The sequence below is a fragment of the Rudaea sp. genome (genome assembly GCF_036383415.1).
GTDB lineage: Bacteria > Pseudomonadota > Gammaproteobacteria > Xanthomonadales > Rhodanobacteraceae > Rudaea.
On sequence record NZ_DASVOK010000192.1, the window covers coordinates 1 to 16,738 of the forward strand.

The 16,738-nt window shown below is 64.5% G+C and carries 19 protein-coding genes; 8 read left to right on the top strand and 11 right to left on the bottom strand.

Features of this window, described 5'->3' with window-relative positions; translation table 11 throughout:
• Positions 1 to 152 precede the first annotated feature (152 nt).
• Entirely contained in the window at positions 153 to 1,178 is a 1,026-nt protein-coding gene (locus VF497_RS07505; protein ID WP_330887256.1) for a C13 family peptidase, read from the top strand.
• Positions 1,179 to 1,221: 43 nt separating this feature from the next.
• Here the strand turns inward: VF497_RS07505 and VF497_RS07510 are convergent, their stop codons facing one another.
• The 10 genes from VF497_RS07510 to VF497_RS07555 form a co-directional block, all read right to left on the bottom strand.
• Positions 1,222 to 2,649 carry a M20/M25/M40 family metallo-hydrolase gene (locus VF497_RS07510; RefSeq protein WP_330887258.1) on the bottom strand — a complete coding sequence of 476 codons (1,428 nt, stop codon included), beginning with the start codon at positions 2,647 to 2,649 and terminating at the stop codon, positions 1,222 to 1,224.
• Positions 2,650 to 2,754: 105 nt separating this feature from the next.
• Complete coding sequence (gene hisIE, locus VF497_RS07515) at positions 2,755 to 3,366, bottom strand: bifunctional phosphoribosyl-AMP cyclohydrolase/phosphoribosyl-ATP diphosphatase HisIE (protein ID WP_330887261.1); 612 nt, start codon at positions 3,364 to 3,366, stop codon at positions 2,755 to 2,757.
• The gene (gene hisF, locus VF497_RS07520) at positions 3,363 to 4,133 is read right to left on the bottom strand and encodes an imidazole glycerol phosphate synthase subunit HisF (protein ID WP_330887263.1); all 771 of its coding nucleotides are present in this window, start codon (positions 4,131 to 4,133) and stop codon (positions 3,363 to 3,365) included. The genes hisIE and hisF overlap by 4 nt, the downstream gene beginning before the upstream one ends.
• Positions 4,127 to 4,852 (bottom strand): 1-(5-phosphoribosyl)-5-[(5-phosphoribosylamino)methylideneamino]imidazole-4-carboxamide isomerase, encoded by a 726-nt coding sequence (hisA, locus tag VF497_RS07525; RefSeq protein ID WP_330887265.1) that lies wholly within the window; start codon positions 4,850 to 4,852, stop codon positions 4,127 to 4,129. The genes hisF and hisA overlap by 7 nt, the downstream gene beginning before the upstream one ends.
• A 2-nt stretch (positions 4,853 to 4,854) precedes the next feature.
• Entirely contained in the window at positions 4,855 to 5,448 is a 594-nt protein-coding gene (gene hisH / locus VF497_RS07530; RefSeq protein WP_330887267.1) for an imidazole glycerol phosphate synthase subunit HisH, read from the bottom strand.
• A complete protein-coding gene (hisB, locus tag VF497_RS07535; protein WP_330887268.1) occupies positions 5,448 to 6,554 on the bottom strand; it encodes a bifunctional histidinol-phosphatase/imidazoleglycerol-phosphate dehydratase HisB in 1,107 nt (368 codons plus the stop codon). Before hisB ends, hisH begins: the two co-directional genes overlap by 1 nt.
• Positions 6,551 to 7,621: a histidinol-phosphate transaminase gene (gene hisC, locus VF497_RS07540; RefSeq protein WP_330887291.1), complete on the bottom strand. Its 1,071-nt coding sequence runs from the start codon at positions 7,619 to 7,621 to the stop codon at positions 6,551 to 6,553. Before hisC ends, hisB begins: the two co-directional genes overlap by 4 nt.
• A gap of 8 nt (positions 7,622 to 7,629) precedes the next feature.
• On the bottom strand, positions 7,630 to 8,964 hold the full coding sequence (gene hisD / locus VF497_RS07545) for a histidinol dehydrogenase (RefSeq protein ID WP_330887269.1): 1,335 nt from the start codon (positions 8,962 to 8,964) through the stop codon (positions 7,630 to 7,632).
• A complete protein-coding gene (gene hisG / locus VF497_RS07550) occupies positions 8,961 to 9,869 on the bottom strand; it encodes an ATP phosphoribosyltransferase (RefSeq protein WP_330887271.1) in 909 nt (302 codons plus the stop codon). Before hisG ends, hisD begins: the two co-directional genes overlap by 4 nt.
• A gap of 62 nt (positions 9,870 to 9,931) precedes the next feature.
• Entirely contained in the window at positions 9,932 to 10,288 is a 357-nt protein-coding gene (locus tag VF497_RS07555) for a YerC/YecD family TrpR-related protein (RefSeq protein ID WP_330887274.1), read from the bottom strand.
• A 224-nt stretch (positions 10,289 to 10,512) separates the two neighbouring features.
• Here VF497_RS07555 and VF497_RS07560 point away from each other — a divergent pair, with 224 nt between their 5' ends.
• The 3 genes from VF497_RS07560 to VF497_RS07570 all read left to right on the top strand — a co-directional run bounded on the left by VF497_RS07560 (position 10,513) and on the right by VF497_RS07570 (position 12,669).
• The gene (locus VF497_RS07560) at positions 10,513 to 10,821 is read left to right on the top strand and encodes a metalloregulator ArsR/SmtB family transcription factor (RefSeq protein ID WP_330887276.1); all 309 of its coding nucleotides are present in this window, start codon (positions 10,513 to 10,515) and stop codon (positions 10,819 to 10,821) included.
• Between the two features lie 230 nt (positions 10,822 to 11,051).
• Positions 11,052 to 12,251, top strand: coding sequence for a DUF2867 domain-containing protein (locus VF497_RS07565; protein WP_330887278.1), 1,200 nt, complete (start codon positions 11,052 to 11,054; stop codon positions 12,249 to 12,251).
• Positions 12,232 to 12,669, top strand: coding sequence for a DUF4440 domain-containing protein (locus VF497_RS07570; protein ID WP_330887280.1), 438 nt, complete (start codon positions 12,232 to 12,234; stop codon positions 12,667 to 12,669). The genes VF497_RS07565 and VF497_RS07570 overlap by 20 nt, the downstream gene beginning before the upstream one ends.
• A gap of 33 nt (positions 12,670 to 12,702) precedes the next feature.
• Here VF497_RS07570 and htpX read toward each other — a convergent pair whose 3' ends face one another.
• Positions 12,703 to 13,587 carry a protease HtpX gene (htpX, locus tag VF497_RS07575; protein ID WP_330887282.1) on the bottom strand — a complete coding sequence of 295 codons (885 nt, stop codon included), beginning with the start codon at positions 13,585 to 13,587 and terminating at the stop codon, positions 12,703 to 12,705.
• Between the two features lie 116 nt (positions 13,588 to 13,703).
• On the opposite strand from htpX, the gene gluQRS reads away from it, so the two are divergent.
• The 4 genes from gluQRS to VF497_RS07595 form a co-directional block, all read left to right on the top strand.
• Positions 13,704 to 14,573 carry a tRNA glutamyl-Q(34) synthetase GluQRS gene (gene gluQRS, locus VF497_RS07580; RefSeq protein WP_330887284.1) on the top strand — a complete coding sequence of 290 codons (870 nt, stop codon included), beginning with the start codon at positions 13,704 to 13,706 and terminating at the stop codon, positions 14,571 to 14,573.
• A 77-nt stretch (positions 14,574 to 14,650) separates the two neighbouring features.
• Complete coding sequence (gene phbB, locus VF497_RS07585) at positions 14,651 to 15,391, top strand: acetoacetyl-CoA reductase (protein ID WP_330887286.1); 741 nt, start codon at positions 14,651 to 14,653, stop codon at positions 15,389 to 15,391.
• 156 nt (positions 15,392 to 15,547) lie between these two features.
• Positions 15,548 to 16,042, top strand: a complete 495-nt coding sequence (phaR, locus tag VF497_RS07590; RefSeq protein ID WP_330887288.1) for a polyhydroxyalkanoate synthesis repressor PhaR — start codon at positions 15,548 to 15,550, stop codon at positions 16,040 to 16,042.
• Positions 16,043 to 16,141: 99 nt separating this feature from the next.
• A partial coding sequence (locus tag VF497_RS07595; protein WP_330887289.1) for an SDR family NAD(P)-dependent oxidoreductase occupies positions 16,142 to 16,738 on the top strand: 597 nt, incomplete at its 3' end.

Genomic DNA, 16,738 nt, shown 5'->3' on the forward strand with positions numbered 1-16,738 from the left:
ATTTTCCGAGCCAACCCGAAGTCGAGGCAGCACCAACCATGCTGGACCGAAACCGTCAGCCGCGTCGGATGAACGAAAATTCATACGCTGCAGTGCAACGTGGAATTTGTTAAAATATCGCTATTGCACCATTTTGCAGCGTCAACCCGGCCTTGATCCGCACGACCGCCCGCCTGCTCTTCGCCTTCGTCCTCGCCTTCACCGTCGGCGCAAGCGTCGGCGTGGCCAGCCTCGGCACGCATCAGCCCGACGCGTCGGCACCGGCCAAGGCAACCGTCGAAAACGACGACAATGCCGACCAGGCCATTGTCTGGCCGGCCAACGTCGGCTCACCCGAGCAGGTGCTGTACGCGCAGCCGCAGCGCATGCAGGACGCGATCGACAAGCTCGCGCCGCGCGTGCCGGGCAAAGCCAACCTCTACCTGATTTCCTTCGCCGGCGACGGCGAGGAGAACGTGTTCCGCAACGAAGTCGAATACGCCGAGAAACTTTTTTCCGAGCGCTTCGACGCCAAGGGCCACGTGCTGACCCTGATCAACAATCCGGGCACGCTCGACCGCCGTCCGATCGCAAGCCTGTCCAATCTCGAACTCGCGATCGATGCGCTCGGCAAGAAGCTCGATCCGAATGAAGACGTGCTGATGGTGTTCATCACCACGCATGGTTCACGCGCGCATGAGCTGTACGTCAGCCTGGATCCGCTGCCGCTCGACCAGATCGTGCCCGAAGACCTGGCCGACGTATTTTCCGAATCGCCGATCAAGCAGCGCGTGTTCGTGATCTCGGCCTGCTACGCGGGCGGCTTCATCGATGCGCTCAAGGGCGACAACACGATGGTCATCACCGCGGCGCGCGGCGACCGGGCCTCGTTCGGCTGCGGCACGAGCTCCGACATCACCGATTTCGGCCGCGCCTTCTTCGTCGACGCGCTCAACCGCACCGCCTCGTTCACCGACGCGTTCGCCGACGCGAAGAAGGAGATCGACGCGTGGGAGACGCGCGACGAGCAGACCCATTCGCTGCCGCAGATCGCAACCACGCCCGCGATCGAAGCCGCGCTGAAGAAATGGCGCGACGGATTCAAGCCGGGAGCGGCGGTGCCGTTCCGCGTTCCGGCGCGCGAACACATCGTGCCGTTCAAGCCGCGCACCGACAAGCCTGCCGCCGAAGCGCGCTGAGTCTACGCCGCGCGCGCAATGACGCGGGCCAGCATCACAGCCCTTATCCGCCAGTCAGCGTCTTGAGATAGCGATAATAGAACTCGGCGGAATCGTCGAACGACTTCACGCGCAAACGCTCGTCGCGCCCGTGCATACGCACACCGTCACGATCGATCAACGCGCCGTTGACGCCGTAGCTCGGGATGCCCGCCGCCATCGTGTAGACGCTGTCGGATGCGCCGGTTTCCATTTCGGGCACAATCGCGATGCCTGGCCAGAATTGATCGGCGATCTTCCTCAACGCATCGAACACGTCCTTGCGCGGTGGCGGCGGCGTCAGTGCCTTGCGTTCCGACGCCTTGTCGAGCTTGGCGCCGGTACCGGGTTCGATGGCGCGGACCGTGATCTTCGGCTCAGCCAGAATCCTGACGATATCCTGGCGCACTTCCTCGGGTGAGTGACCCGGCAAAATTCGGCAATTGATGTTCGCCGCAGCACGCTGCGGCAGCGCATTCGGCGCATGGCCGCCATCGAGCATCGTCGCAACGCAGGTCGTGTGCAGCGTCGAGTTGTAGCGCGCATCGGCACTGAGGCGCGCGATCGCGTCCGCATTGGGTGGCGTCGCAAGTACCGCCTTGATGTCGTTCACGCGCTGGCCATCCTCGACCTTCGCCATCTGTTCGAGCCATGCGCGCGTGACCGGATTGAGTTCGAACGGGAACGGCGTGCGCTGCAGGCGCGCCAGCGCATTGGCCAGCTCGTAGATCGGGTTGTCCGCACGTGGCTGCGAGCTGTGACCACCGGGTCCGGTCACGCTGGCTTCGTAGTCGGAATAGAGCTTCTCGGTCGCCTCCACGGACATATTGACCGCCTTCCCGGCATCGGCATCGACCCCGCCGGAATCGGGATTGAGCGCGAACTCCGCATCGACGAGATCACGATGATTCTTCAGCAGCCAGTCGACGCCGTTGTCGGTGCCGCCCTCCTCGTCCGCGGTCAGCGCGAGGATGATGTCGCGGTCAGGGACGAAACCTTCCTTCTTCATGCGCAGCAGTGCGGCGACTGCGACTGCGTCGGAATTCTTCATGTCCTGCGTGCCGCGGCCATAGAAATAGCCGTCCTTCTCGGTGAACTTGAACGGATCCATCGTCCAGTCCTCGCGCTTGGCTTCGACCACGTCGAGATGACCGATGATCAGCACCGGCTTGTGCTTGCCGCTGCCGTGCAGGCGCGCGACGAGGTTGCCGCGCTTCGGATTCGCGCCGACCAGTAGCTGCGCATCCTTGGCCGCGAAACCCGCGTCGAGAAAGCGCTTCTGCATCGCCTTGGCCGCATCGGTCGTGCTTCCAACCGAATCGGTCGTGTTGATCTCGATCAGTTGCTTGAAGATTTCGCGCGCGAGCGGATCGGGCGGCATCGCCGCATATGCTGCATTGATTGCGAATGCAATGGACAGGGCGAGCAGGGTTTTCGGCATAGCGGCTTTCACGGCGGTGGAAAGTCTGCATCATGCCATAGCATCGTAGGGGTTCGATTCATCGAACCCGGCTCTGCGACGAAAATCCTGAAAAGCCGGGCGCAATGAATTGCACCCCTACTTGTGCCGCACGCGCAGCTCCTCGACCACGTCGGCGAATTCGATGCCGCGCGCGCGCAGCAGCACGAGCAGATGGAAGATCAGGTCGGCCGACTCGCTGCGCAACGCGGCCTCGTCCTGCGCGACCGCGGCTAGCGCCGTCTCGACACCCTCCTCGCCGACCTTCTGCGCGATGCGGCGCACGCCGCCTTCGAACAGCTTGGTCGTATAGCTGCCGGCAGGTCGTTCGCGCTCGCGTTGCGCGATGAGCGCGTCGAGTTCGGCCAGGAACGCGAGCGGCGGTTCCGAGCCGTCGCCGAAGCAGCTTTGCGTGCCCTTGTGGCAGGTCGGGCCGATCGGCTCGGCCTCGATCAGGATTGTGTCGTTGTCGCAGTCGCCGCGCAGCGACTTCAACAACAGAAAGTGGCCTGAGGTCTCGCCCTTGGTCCACAGGCGTTGCTTGCTGCGACTGTAGAACGTCACCTTTCCGGTCTGCCGCGTCTGCGCGAGCGCCTGGGCATTCATGTAGCCGAGCATCAGCACGCTGCCGCTGCGCCAATCCTGCACGACGGCGGGCAGCAGCCCGTCGCCTTTCGCCCAGTCGAGTTGGTTTTGATCCAGATCACTCATGGCCGCACCGGAATGTCTTCATCGCGCAGGAACGCCTTCAGTCGCGGAATCGCGATCGCGCCCGAGTGGAACACGCTCGCGGCGAGTGCGCCATCGACGTCGGCATCACGGAACACGTCGCGGAAATGCTCGACCGCGCCGGCGCCGCCCGAGGCGATCAGCGGCACGTTGCAGATCGCGCGCGCAGTGCGCAGTTGTTCGATGTCGTAGCCTTGGCGCACGCCGTCCGAGCCCATGCAATTGAGCACTATTTCACCTGCTCCACGGCGCTGGGTTTCTTCGATCCAGGATAAAGTGAGGCGCGCAAGCGCGCGGGTTTTCGTGGGATCGCCTGTGTACTGGCGTACGCGCCATTCGCCGTCGTCGTCGCGCAGCGAATCGACGCCGACGACGACGCACTGCACGCCGAATGCCTCAGCCAGCTCGTCGACCAACTCGGGCCGCTCGAGTGCAGGCGAATTGACCGAAATCTTGTCCGCACCCGCATGCAACACCGCGCGTGCATCATCGACACTGCGGATGCCCCCGGCGACACAGAACGGAATGTCGATCACGCGCGCCACACGCGCAACCCAGTCGCGATCGACCGAACGGCCTTGCGGGCTCGCGGTGATGTCGTAGAACACGAGTTCGTCCGCGCCCTCGTCGCGATAACGCTGAGCGAAATCGACGATGTCGCCCATCTCGACATGGTCGCGGAAACGCACGCCCTTGACGACCTTGCCATCGCGCACATCGAGGCAGGGAATGATTCTGCGGGTCAGCATGAGAATGCCTCCGCGAGGGTGAGCTTGCCTTCGAGCAGACTGCGCCCGAGAACCACTCCGCCAACTTGTTGCGCACGCAACGCGCGCACGTCGGCAAGATCACGCACGCCGCCCGAGGCGATCAGCGAAAGCTGCGGCGCAATACGCTGCACATGCGCGTAAAGATCAAGATTCGGGCCAGACAGCATCCCGTCACGGCTGATGTCGGTGCACAGCAGATGTTTTGCGCCCGCCTTCATATAGCGTGGCGCAAGTTCGTCGAGCGTGGCGCCTTCGCTCTGCGTCCAGCCCGCACTTGGCAGGCGCCAGACGTCGTTCTCGCTGCGCGTATCGAGCGCGATGCACAGACGATCCTCGCCGTAGCGGGAAATCCATTGCTCCACTTTTTCCGGCTCGCGCACCGCGACACTACCGACGACGACGCGCGCGACGCCCGCGTCAAGCAGGCGCTGCACGTCGTCCTCGCCGCGCACGCCGCCACCGGCCTGTACGGCGAGACGCTCGGCCGCTGCGATCTTCTCGATCACGCGCAGGTTCTCGAACGCACCCGTCTTGGCCCCCTCGAGATCGACGAGATGCAGCCACGTCGCGCCCGCGTCGGCATAGTCCGCAGCGAGCGCGCAGGCGTCGAACTCATAGCGCGTCTCCTGCGCATAATCGCCCTGCTTGAGGCGCACGACGCGGCCGGCGCGCAGATCGATGGCGGGAATGATTTGCATGGTCACAATTTGATGAAGTTTTCGAGCAGCTTGGCACCCACCGATGCCGAGCGTTCGGGATGGAACTGCGCGCCGTGGAAATTGCCTTGCTGCACGACGGCAGAGAACGAGCCGCCGTAGTCGCAGCTCGCCAAGGTGTAATCACCGACCGGTGCCGCATAGCTGTGCACGAAGTACGCAAACGCACCGGTATCGATGCCGGTCAGCAGCGGGCTGGCTCGTTCCGTGCGCAGCGAATTCCAGCCCATGTGCGGCACGCGCAAGCCTTCGCTGCGCGAGAACAGACGCAGGCTGGCGGGAACCAATCCAAGGCACGGCGTATCGCTTTCCTCGGAATGCTCGAACAGAAGCTGCATGCCGAGGCACACGCCGAGCACGGGCTGGGTCAGGTCGCGCACGACATCAACCAGGCCGGTTTCGCGCAGACGCTGCATGCCCGGCGCAGCCGCGCCAACGCCGGGCAGGATCACGTGCGTCGCCGCGCGGATCTCGTCCGCGTTGCTCGACAACGGCGCATCGACACCGAGGCGCTGCAACGCGTAGCGCACCGATCCGATATTGGTGCCACCGGCGTCGATGAGGACCACGCTCGCCATCACAACGCCCCTTTCGTGCTCGGCAGCTCCGAGCCTTCGCGACGCAATGCGACGCGCAGCGCGCGCGCGACCGACTTGAAGCAGGCTTCGATCATGTGATGCGCATTGTCGCCGCGCACGGCCAGGTGGAGATTGGCGCCCAGCGTATCGCAGAGCGAGCGGAAGAAATGCGGCACGAGTTCGGTGGGAATATCGCCGACGCGGTCGCGCGGGAAGCTGCCATCGAAGACGAAATACGCACGTCCGGACAGATCGAGTGCGGCGCGCGCGATCGTCTCGTCCATCGGCAATGTGACATCGACCGCGACGGCGCCCTGCGCGGTCTCCGCGGCCGCACCATAGCGGCCGATGCCGCGCTTGTCGCCGAGCGCCTGGCGCAAGGCAGCGCCGAGAGCGAGCGCGCAGTCCTCGATCGTGTGGTGCTCGTCGATATGCGTGTCGCCCTCACACGCCAGTTCCAGTGCGAAACCGCCATGCTTGCCGATCTGTTCGAGCATGTGATCGAAGAAGCCGAGGCCGGTGTGCACCTTGGGCTCGGCCGTGCGATCGAGGTCGACTTGCACCGCGATGCGCGTCTCCTTGGTATTGCGCTGAACCGATGCGCGCCGCGGCGCATCGCACAGCTCGTGCGCGATCGCGTTCCAGTCCCATTCCTTCGTGTCGAGGCGGAAACTTCGGATGCCGAGATTCGCGGCGAATTGCGCATCGGTTTCGCGGTCGCCGACCATCGCCGATTGCGCGCGGCTCCAGCCGTCGTCGGCGAGGTAGTGGCGAACGAGTCCCGTGCCCGGCTTGCGCGTATCGCGGCCTTCGCGGGCGAAGCTCGGATCGATCAGCACTTCGCGGAAGCGGATGCCCTGCGAGGCGAAGATGCGCATCAAGAGCTCGTGCGGCCCATCGAACGTGTGCTGCGGAAAGCTGTCGGTGCCGAGACCGTCCTGATTGGTGATCATGACCAACTCGTAGCCCGCGGCAACGATGCGCGCAAGCGCCGGAATCACGTTGTCGACGAGCGCGAGTTTCTCGTAGGCATCGATCTGGTAGTCGGCCGGCTCGACGATCAGCGTGCCGTCGCGGTCGACAAAGAGGATTTTCCTCTGGCTCATGCAGCAGCCTCACGCAAGCCCAGCGAACGGAGCAGGATCGCATTTTCCTGTGGCGTGCCGATCGTGATGCGCAGACAATCGGCCAACCCCGGATAGCGGCTGACGTCGCGCACGACGATGCCGGCTTCGAGCAGCATGCGATACGTCTGTCGCGCATCGACGAAGCGCACGCAGAGAAAATTCGCCGCGGAGGGATACACCGCAAGCACGCCATTGGCAGACGGCAACGTTCGGGCGAGGCGTTCCCGCTCACCCAGCAAGAGTTCGACGCGCGTGCGCGTCCGCGCGAGCCCACGCGGGGACAGCGCCGAAAGCGCCGCATCGACGCACAATGCCGGCAAGGGATACGGCGCCTGTATCCGCCGCAGCAGTGCGACGATGTCGGCGTGCGCGATCAGCGTGCCGACACGCGCGCCGGCAAGCGCATAGGCTTTCGACAATGTGCGCAGCACGACGATGTTTTCGCATCGGCCGAGCAGCGTCGTCGCGCTGGCCGCATCACCGGCGAATTCAAGATAGGCCTCGTCGACCACGACCAAGGCGCGATCACACAGCGCCGAGGCGAGGCGTTCGATCGTCGCGAGCGGCACGAGCGCGCCGGTCGGATTGTTCGGCGTGCAGACGAAGACCAGCTTGGTCGAGCCAGTGGTTTTCGCAAGCAGCGCTTCCGCATCGACGCTGAAATCGGCAGCCAGAGGCGCCTCGATCACTGCCGCGCCCTGAGTGCGCGCGGCGACCGCATACATGCCGAAAGTCGGCGGCGAAATCGCGATCGTGTCGCGGCCTTCGCGGCAGAACGCGCGCACGAGCAAGTCGATCGCCTCGTCGCTGCCGCGACCGACGAGCACCTGCTCGGCGGCAACGCCGTACAACTCGCCCAGCCGGATGCGCAACGCATGCGGCTGCGGATCGGGATAGCGGTTCAAGCCGGAATCGTCGTCATCCGGCGGCCCCCACGGCGATTCGTTCGCGTTGAGCATGATCGTCGCCTGCCCCGCTTCCATGCGTGCCGATGAATACGGCTGCATGGCGAGGATTTCGGGACGCGCCCGCTCGAGGATTTTCAACATCGCACTCACGGGCTTTTCTCCAATGCAACGAGCCGCAACGTCACGGCACGCTCGTGCGCATTGAGGCTTTCCGCACGTGCCAGCGTCGCCGCCGACGGGCCGATCGCACGCAGACCATCCGCGGAAAGCTCCTGTACGGTGATCTGCTTGACGAAGCTCGCCACCGACACGCCGCTCCACGCGCGCGCGTAGCCGTAGGTCGGCAGTACGTGATTGGTGCCGCTGCAGTAGTCGCCCACTGCCTCGGGCGACCACGCGCCGAGAAATACCGAGCCGGCATTTTCCACCTTTGGCAAAAGCGCGCGCGGATCACGCACGTTGAGAATCAGATGCTCCGGCGCATAGTCGTTGCTGATCGCCACGGCCTCGGCAAGCGAGGCGACGCGAATCAGGCGGCTTTTCGCCAGCGCGACGCGGGCGATATCGGCGCGCGGCAACTGGGCAAGCTGACGTGCCAGCGCAGCGCGCGCCGCTTCGAGTACCGCCCGATCGTCGGCGAGCAGCAGCACCTGCGAATCGGGTCCATGCTCGGCCTGCGACAGCAGGTCGGCGGCGACGAACTCGGGATTCGCCGACGCATCGGCGATGACCAGCACCTCGGACGGCCCGGCCGGCATGTCGATCGCGGGGCCGTCGCTCAACGCTGATACCTGGCGCTTCGCCTCAGTGACCCAAGAATTGCCCGGTCCGAACAACTTGTCGCAAGCGGGCACCGACTCGGTGCCAAACGCCATCGCCGCGATCGCCTGCGCGCCGCCCAGCTTGAACACCTTGCGAATGCCACACAGCGCTGCGACGTAGAGCACCGCCGCATCGGCGCGCCCGTCCTTGCCTGCCGGCGTGCAAAGCACGACTTGCGGACAACCGGCGATGGCTGCCGGCACGCCGAGCATCAGCGCGGTCGAGGGCAGGGGCGCGCTGCCCGCAGGCACATACAGGCCCACGCGCGCAATCGGCCGCGTCACGCGCTCGCAGACCGCGCCCGGCGCGGTCTCGACCGTCACCGTTTGCGGCGCGGCGGCACGATGGAAGGTTTCGATGCGTCCCTTCGCTTCAGCGATCGCTTGCTTCAGCGCCGGATCGAGGCCGGCTTCGGCTTCGGCAAACTCGGCGTCGCTCACCGCGAACGTCGCAAGCTCGCAACCATCGTAGCGGCGCGTCAGTGCGCGCAGGCTCGCATCGCCGTCGGCACGTACTTGATCGAGAATGCGCGCCACGCCGGCAGCCAGTTCCTCTGCACGTTCCTGCACGGGACGGCGCAGCGCCGCGCGACGCACGGATGCATCGAGTGCGGTCCAATCGAGGATAGGCAGTTCGGAATTTTTCACCTGCGCGTTCATGCCAGGATCTTCTCCACCGGCAGCACGAGCAACTGGCTCGCGCCGGCACGCTTCATGTCTTCGAGGTGCGTCCATGTCACCGCGCCGTAGCACACGGCCTGCAGCGCCACCTGATCGGGGCTGCCTTCGATCGGCAGCAGTGTCGGCGTTTGCGCATTCGGCAAAATGGCGCGGATCGTCTCGATCGCACCGCGTGCCGCGTGCAGCATCACGAGCTTGGATTCACGCACCTGGATCACGCCGTCGATGCGACGCAACAGCAGTTCGCGCAGCTCGCCGCGCTCGTCGAGCGGCACTTCCTCGGGGCCGGCGATGACGGCCTCGCTGTCGAGCAGCACGACCGCTTCCTTGAGCTGGTTCGCCGCGAGCGTCGCGCCGCTGGAGACGAGATCGCAGATCAGGTCGGCCGTGCCGAGGCGCGGCGCGATCTCGACCGAGCCGGCGAGGAACACGACTTTCGCCTCGACGCCGTTGCGCGCGAGCCAATCGCCGAGCAGCGCCGGATACGACGTGGCGATGCGCAGGCCCTGCAACTGCTGCGGATTCTCGTACTCCATTTCCTGCGGCACCGCGATCGACAAACGGCAACGGCTCGTATTGAGCGGACGCAGTTCGACGCCGGGCGCGGCCTCGCCGTTCGCGCGCGCAGCCAGCGTCTGCTCGGCGAGCACGTTGCGCCCGACGATGCCGAGGTCGGCCACGCCCTGTGCGATCAGGCCGGGAATATCGTCGTCGCGCACGAGCAAGAGATCGATCGGCATGCTCTCGCCGAAGCAGAACAGCTTGTCGCGACTCTGGCGGAACTTGAGGCCGCAGCGCGCAAGCAAGTCCTGGGATACGTCGGCCATCCGTCCGGACTTCTGGATCGCGATGCGCAGGCGATCGCGGGTTTTCGTCGTGGTCATCGTTTCTGCATTCTTGTGGCGGGAAGGAAAAGATGGGCGGGCCTCCTGCCCGCCCGTCCCACTCAAACGGATTTCTTCGTGGCGGCCGCGGGTCTGCCACGCTTGCGTAGTGAAGGCACCGCGCGATGCTCGACTGCGGCGCGATACCCGCCGCTGCCCTCGGCGAGGAAACGCGCGACGCGCCCGATCGTCGTCACGCTGACGCCGGTGCGATCGTGGATCTCGCGATACGCCACGCCTTCGAGCAGGTATGGCACCACGCGCCAACGATCGACCAGCGCCTCCAGTTCCGACGGAGTGCACAGGTCGCGCAGAAACGAGCGCATCTCGGCAACTCCGCGCATGGCGAGCAGCGCGTGGCAGAGATTGTCCTCGGCGGACTCTTTCGTGGTTTCAGGGTCGATCTGTTTGCGTTTCATGCGCAGATGTTAGCAGAGGATAGTTCGAATATCAATGTAATAATGCGCTATTACATAAATCAATGAATTCAAACCGACCTCGCCTGTTCCGCGGGCGAAACGGCGACGCTCGGCGTTGCAAGCAGCGAATCACCGCCCAGTCCTTTTCGGTCGGCCTGGCGCGCCGCTTGACAAGCATACCGAATGATGTAATTAATTAGGTAATTTCCTAAATACATAAATTCATGGACAAGGTATTCGAAGCGCTCGCCTCGACCGCGCGGCGCAAGATCCTGGCCTACGTCAACCAGGGCGAACTCAGTGCGGGCGAGATCGCCGCGCGTTTCGACTTCAGCAAGCCCGCCCTGTCCGGTCATCTGCGCATCCTCGAAGAAGCCGGGCTGATCGCGCGCGAGAAGCGTGGCCAGTTCGTCTACTACAAGCTGGTGCCCGACCATCTGGCCAACACGCTCTATTCGTGGGTCGCCGAAGTCTGCCCGGTCGCCGGCCCGCTCAAGCGCGAGGCCAAGGCACGCGCGCGCAAGAAGTCCTGATTCAAGAACCGAAGACGGAGAACCGCGATGCTCGCGCTGGCCCGCCCCGTACCGACCTTCCCCTCCGCACACATCGAACCCGGCCCGGAGCGCTGCCGGTCGAAGTCTCGCTGATCGCCCAGCTCGGCCACGGCGCCGGCGACCAGTTGTTCGCCGGGGCGACACGGCGCCAGCGCGCGCACCGCAATTTCGTCGACGAGCTCGATGAACCGTCGGCCCGGCTCGGTGGGATGGATCTCGCCAATGGCGATGTGAGCTCGCTGTACACCTTTGCCGTCGGCGCAAAAGGACATCCATTCCACCGTCACGCGGGACATCGCGTGTTCACCGCGGTCTCGGGCAGCGGCGGCGCGCGACTGCGCTTTTCCGGTGCGTCGACGGCGGAGATTGAGCGCGACCCGGCCAGTTTCATCCACGCGCTGCGTCACGTCGACATTCCGCCCGACAGCCTGTTCAGCGTGCGCTTCGGCGGAGATACCTGGCATCAGTTCGGGCCGCTCGAAGCAGACTCCGGCCACCCCGCCTTGTTCGCCCTCTCCTGCCATACCAACGAACTTGGTGGCGCTTTGCCGGATGCGGTGCGCGACAAGATTCTCGCCGGCGCGGCGACGATACCCGCGTTGACCGAAGTACTGCCCGAAAACGTTTCGCGTCTGCTGGCTGAAAACGACTCGCGGCGCGCACCGGTCGCGACGATCGCACTGTCGTTCGACGCGCCAGCCGGCTCGCCGCTGAGCCGCTTTTGTGGCCAGGTGCGGAGCCGCGTGGGCCGCATACGTGCTGCCGCGAGCCATTGGCGCAAGCCGCAGGGATTCCTCAGCGACAGCGCCGTCGCACGTCACGTCGACGAACTCGACGCACCCGCGCACGACTCGCTGCTGAACTCGGCGCTGGCCGGCACCTGGCACCACCAGGACTCGTTCCAACTCGTGCTCAAACCCGGCGAGTTACCGCACCGCTCTGCTTCCGCCTGCCTCGCCGCGCTGCTCGAAGGCTTCATCGAGAATCCGCCGGCCGGCGTCTCGCGCCTGATGATGTTGCGCAATTTTCTCGTCAAGCCGCTCGGGCTGCGCACGTCGCCGCTGGGCTGCCCGGCTTCTTCGCTGCTCGGCCGATGCGACGGTGAGCTGTTCGCCTCACGCTTTCCCGTGCTCGCGCAATCGATCGACGACAACGACAGCCGCGCGCAAGTCCTGCTCGGCGCCGACGACAAGCACCTGCGCTTTCGCTCCTGCGCAAGTGCGCAGATCGCGGGCGATGGCCGGGTCGTCCTCGGTCTCGGCACGCGTGTCGCCTGCAAGAACCTGTTCGGACACTTCTATTTGGCCGTGATCGACCGCACGCATCGCCACTACGTCGCACCGGCGATGCTGCGCATGGCCGTGGATCACGCGATACGAACGATTGGACATGAATACATTATCCACTGACCACACGATCGAACCGACCCTCGTCACCGCTGCGGAACACGCCCTCGAAGAACTGCATCGGCGCGAACCGGTATTCCATCGTCCCGAGTTCGGTACGACGCGCGCCGATTTTGAGCGCATGACGGACGAAGCGTTCTGGGAGATCGGCGCTTCGGGCCGGCGCTATTCGCGCGAATACGTCCTGGACATACTCGAAGAGCGCGGGCGCAATCCGATCGAAGACGAATGGGAGGTGCGTGACTTCGATTGCGCCGAAATCGCCGCGGACAACTATCTCGTTACCTACACGCTGCGTCAGGAAGAGCGCCTGACTCGCCGCGCGTCGATCTGGCGCAGGACAGCTGCGGGATGGAAGATCGTCTTCCATCAGGGCACGGTCGTTGCCGATTCTGACCCTGCGCCGGCATCCAGCGTTTGACGCGCCGAACGGCCCTCCCTCCACTTCGCAGCTTCAGCCCCTCTGCAACGCCGCGATGCGCTCTGCGATCGGCGGATGGCTCATGAACAAGCGCGCGATGCCGCTGTCACCGGCGATGCCGAACGCGACGAGCGCCTTCGGCAGGCCGGTATCACCGTGATCGCCAGACAGCGTACGCAGCGCCGATATCATGTTGGCGCGACCACCAAGCTGCGCGCCACCCGCATCGGCGCGGAACTCGCGCCAGCGCGAGAACCACATGACGATCATCGTCGCAAGCACGCCGAGCACGAGCTGCAACACCATCGTGATGACGAAGTAGCCGATGCCGTAGCCGCCTTCGCGGTTGTCGCGGTTGCCCGAGATCGCATTGTCGATGACGCTGCCGAGCACGCGTGCGAGGAACATTACGAAGGTGTTGACCACGCCCTGGATCAGCGCGAGCGTCACCATGTCGCCGTTGGCGACGTGGCTGATTTCGTGGCCAAGCACGGCCGAGACCTCGTCGCGATTCATGCTCTGCAGCAGGCCGGTCGACACGGCCACGAGTGCGTGATTCTTGCTCGCGCCGGTGGCGAACGCGTTCATCTCGGGCGCGTCGTAGACGGCGATTTCGGGCATGCCGATGCCGGCGTTCTTCGCGTGCTGCGCGACGGTATTGAACAGCCACTGTTCGCTCGCATTACGCGGCTGCGCTATCACTTGGGCGCCGACCGACATCTTTGCCATGGTCTTCGACAGCAACAGCGAGATCAGCGAGCCGCCGACGCCGAACAGCGCGCAGAACACGAGCATGCCGGCCAGATTGATGCCGCTGTGCGCGTAGGCCCAGCGATCTAGGCCGAAGATCGAAGCGACCACGCTCAGCACGAGCATGATGGCGAGGTTGGTCAACAGGAACAGAACGATGCGCAGCATAGGATCCCTACCCGGATGGATTTTACCCGCGCACGCGACGCAGGCGTAACGAAGTTTTTGGGTAAACTGACCGCGTTTTCAAGCACTCGTCCGACCCGGCCAGCCTACCATTCAGCATGAGCTATCGCGGCCGCTTCGCCCCCTCGCCTACCGGCCCGCTGCATTTCGGCTCGCTCGTGGCTGCCGTCGGCAGCTGGCTGCGGGCGCGTTCGCAACACGGCGCATGGCTCATCCGCATAGAAGACCTCGATCCGCAGCGCGAGGTTCCCGGCGCAGCCGAAGATATCCTGGCCACGCTCGCCGCGTTCGGCATGGAATCCGACGAGCCGGTGGTTTGGCAGAGTCGACGGACAGAAGCTTACGATGAGGCGTTCGCGCGGTTGCGCGAACACGTGTTTCCCTGTTGGTGCAGCCGCAGCGATCTGGCCGCTGCAGACGGCATGCATCGTGGCGCCTGCATCGCCGCTCCCGATGCCACGCGTGTGCCGGCCTGGCGCTTGCGCGTGGACGATCGCAATGTCGGCTTCGTCGATTTGCTGCAGGGCAACTACGTACAGAATCTGCAACGCGACGTCGGCGATTTCGTCGTGCGCCGTGTCGAAGGCGGCTACGCCTACCAGCTTGCCGTGGTCGTCGACGACGCCGAGGCCGGCATCACCGAGATCGTGCGCGGCGCCGACCTGCTCGACTCGACGCCGCGACAGATTTACCTGCAGCAACTGCTGGTCGTGCCGACGCCGGGCTATCTGCATTTGCCGCTCGTGCTCGACCGCACCGGCGCGAAGCTGTCGAAGTCGGAAGCAGCACTGCCGATCGACCGCGACAATCCGCTGGCGGCCCTGCGCGCAGCGCTCGATTTCCTCGGCCTGCGCGATGCAGCGCGGTCGGCGGCAGCCAGTCCCGAGGCGTTGCTGGCTGCCGCGGCAGCGCATTTCGATCTCGCCGCAATGCGTCGAAAGTCCGATGCTTTTCACGCCTTGGACTGACAAAGCGAACGTGTACAATCAAGGAAAAGATTCCGTCGGCTGATGCCCAGCCGGCGCACAACCGGAGGGAGCAAGTCATGACGTCTCGCGTAGCACTCGTTACAGGCGGCACCGGCGGCATCGGCACCGCCATCGTCAAGCGTCTTGCGTCGATGGGGCACAAGGTCGCCACCAACTACCGCGACGAAGCCAAGGCCAAGGCCTGGGCGGACAAGCTCAAGTCCGAAGGCATCGATGTGCTGCTGGTCAAAGGCGACGTCTCCGACACCGCTTCCGCCGAGGCGATGATCAAGGAAGTCGAGTCCAAGCTCGGCCCGGTCGACATCCTCATCAACAACGCCGGCATCACGCGCGATACGACCTTCCACAAGATGAGCGCGATGCAGTGGCAGGAAGTGATCAACACCAACCTCAACTCGGTGTTCAACGTCACCCGCCCGGTGATCGACGGCATGCGCAACCGCAAATGGGGCCGCATCGTGCAGATCAGCTCGATCAACGGCCAGAAGGGCCAGTACGGTCAGGCCAACTACGCCGCGGCCAAGGCCGGCATGCACGGCTTCACGATCTCGCTCGCCCAGGAGAACGCGAAGTTCGGCATCACGGTCAACACGGTCTCGCCGGGCTACGTCGCAACGGAAATGGTCATGGCCGTCCCCGAAGACGTACGCAACAAGATCGCCGCGCAGATTCCGGTCGGCCGCCTCGGCGAGCCGGAGGAAATCGCCTACGCGATCGAGTTCTTCGTCAAGGATGAGGCGAAGTGGATCACCGGCGCCAATCTCGCCATCAATGGCGGGCAGTACATGGGCTGGTAGCAAGGCCCCCGTCTCGACCGCGCGCGCCCGGCAATGGACTGTGCCGGCGCGCTGCCTTGACAGATAGTCTTGACGCGTTGCGCACGGGCTTTCGCCCCGTCATTGCTGCGCAGCATTACACTGGTGCACCGCGGCACAATCTGCTACTTTTGCGGCATGGCACAAACCCGCATTATCAAAAAATATCCGAATCGCCGCCTCTACGACACGGAGATCTCGAGCTACATCACGCTCGAAGAAGTCCGCCAGCTCGTCCTCGATGGTGACGTTTTCGAAGTCCGCGACGCGAAGACCGGCGAAGATTTGACCCGCACCGTGTTGCTGCAAATCATCGCCGAGCACGAAGGCCACGGCCAGCCGATGTTCACCACGCAGCTGCTCTCGCAGGTGATCCGCTTCTACGGCGATTCGATGCAGGGCTTCATGGGCAGCTACCTGGAGAAGAGCCTGCAGATCTTCCTCGATCAGCAGGGCAAATTCCGCAGCCAGCTCAACAACATCCTCGGGCAGACTCCTTGGTCCATGCTCAACGACATGACCGAGCGCAATCTCGACCTGTGGAAATCGGTGCAGGACAACTTCCTCAAGTCCGCCGCGTCGGCAGCACAGGCGAACCAGGCCGGCGCGCCAAAGAAGGACGGCAAACCCTGATCCGCGGCACCGCTGCATCCGCTCCCGCTGCGCAGCATTTGTTGCGCAGCACGAAGACCAACCCATCCTCGCGATGGGATTTTTTTTGATGAGGCAAGAATGAAGAAGCGCATCGCACTGGTCACCGGCGGCATCGGCGGCCTCGGCACCGAAATCTGCAAACACCTGGCGAATGCCGGCTGCGTGGCGATCGCCGCCGATCTCGGCAGCCGCCCGGAGCGCCTCGCCGAATTCCAGAACGAGATCAAGGACTACGCCGGCAAAATCTTCTTTGAGCCGTTCAACGTCGCCGACTTCGACGCCTGCGCCAGCGTGGTCAAGCAGGTCGAGGCGACGCACGGTCCGATCGACATCCTCGTCAACGCTGCCGGCATCACGCGCGACACCACGTTGCGCAAGATGTCGCCGCAGCAATGGGTGGACGTGCTCAAGATCAATCTCGACGGTGTGTTCAACATGTGCCGCAACGTCGTCGACGGCATGTGCGAGCGCGGCTTCGGCCGCATCGTCAACATCTCCTCGGTCAACGGCCAGACCGGCCAGTTCGGCCAGACCAACTACTCCGCGGCCAAGGCCGGCATGCACGGTTTCACCATGGCGCTGGCGCGCGAAGTCGCGCGCAAAAACGTCACCGTCAACAGCGTCTCGCCGGGCTACTGCAACACCGCGATGGTACGCGCGATCCCCGAGAACGTG

What these genes read in the sequence shown, in the direction of transcription:
- VF497_RS07560 (WP_330887276.1), top strand. Translation starts at nt 10,513, where the DNA reads ATGGACAAGGTATTCGAAGCGCTCGCCTCGACCGCGCGGCGCAAGATC.
- VF497_RS07565 (WP_330887278.1), top strand. Translation starts at nt 11,052, where the DNA reads ATGGATCTCGCCAATGGCGATGTGAGCTCGCTGTACACCTTTGCCGTC.
- hisIE (WP_330887261.1), bottom strand. Translation starts at nt 3,366, where the DNA reads ATGAGTGATCTGGATCAAAACCAACTCGACTGGGCGAAAGGCGACGGG.
- hisG (WP_330887271.1), bottom strand. Translation starts at nt 9,869, where the DNA reads ATGACCACGACGAAAACCCGCGATCGCCTGCGCATCGCGATCCAGAAG.
- phbB (WP_330887286.1), top strand. Translation starts at nt 14,651, where the DNA reads ATGACGTCTCGCGTAGCACTCGTTACAGGCGGCACCGGCGGCATCGGC.
- VF497_RS07555 (WP_330887274.1), bottom strand. Translation starts at nt 10,288, where the DNA reads ATGAAACGCAAACAGATCGACCCTGAAACCACGAAAGAGTCCGCCGAG.
- hisF (WP_330887263.1), bottom strand. Translation starts at nt 4,133, where the DNA reads ATGCTGACCCGCAGAATCATTCCCTGCCTCGATGTGCGCGATGGCAAG.
- hisD (WP_330887269.1), bottom strand. Translation starts at nt 8,964, where the DNA reads ATGAACGCGCAGGTGAAAAATTCCGAACTGCCTATCCTCGATTGGACC.
- hisA (WP_330887265.1), bottom strand. Translation starts at nt 4,852, where the DNA reads ATGCAAATCATTCCCGCCATCGATCTGCGCGCCGGCCGCGTCGTGCGC.
- gluQRS (WP_330887284.1), top strand. Translation starts at nt 13,704, where the DNA reads ATGAGCTATCGCGGCCGCTTCGCCCCCTCGCCTACCGGCCCGCTGCAT.
- VF497_RS07570 (WP_330887280.1), top strand. Translation starts at nt 12,232, where the DNA reads ATGAATACATTATCCACTGACCACACGATCGAACCGACCCTCGTCACC.
- hisH (WP_330887267.1), bottom strand. Translation starts at nt 5,448, where the DNA reads ATGGCGAGCGTGGTCCTCATCGACGCCGGTGGCACCAATATCGGATCG.
- hisB (WP_330887268.1), bottom strand. Translation starts at nt 6,554, where the DNA reads ATGAGCCAGAGGAAAATCCTCTTTGTCGACCGCGACGGCACGCTGATC.
- htpX (WP_330887282.1), bottom strand. Translation starts at nt 13,587, where the DNA reads ATGCTGCGCATCGTTCTGTTCCTGTTGACCAACCTCGCCATCATGCTC.
- phaR (WP_330887288.1), top strand. Translation starts at nt 15,548, where the DNA reads ATGGCACAAACCCGCATTATCAAAAAATATCCGAATCGCCGCCTCTAC.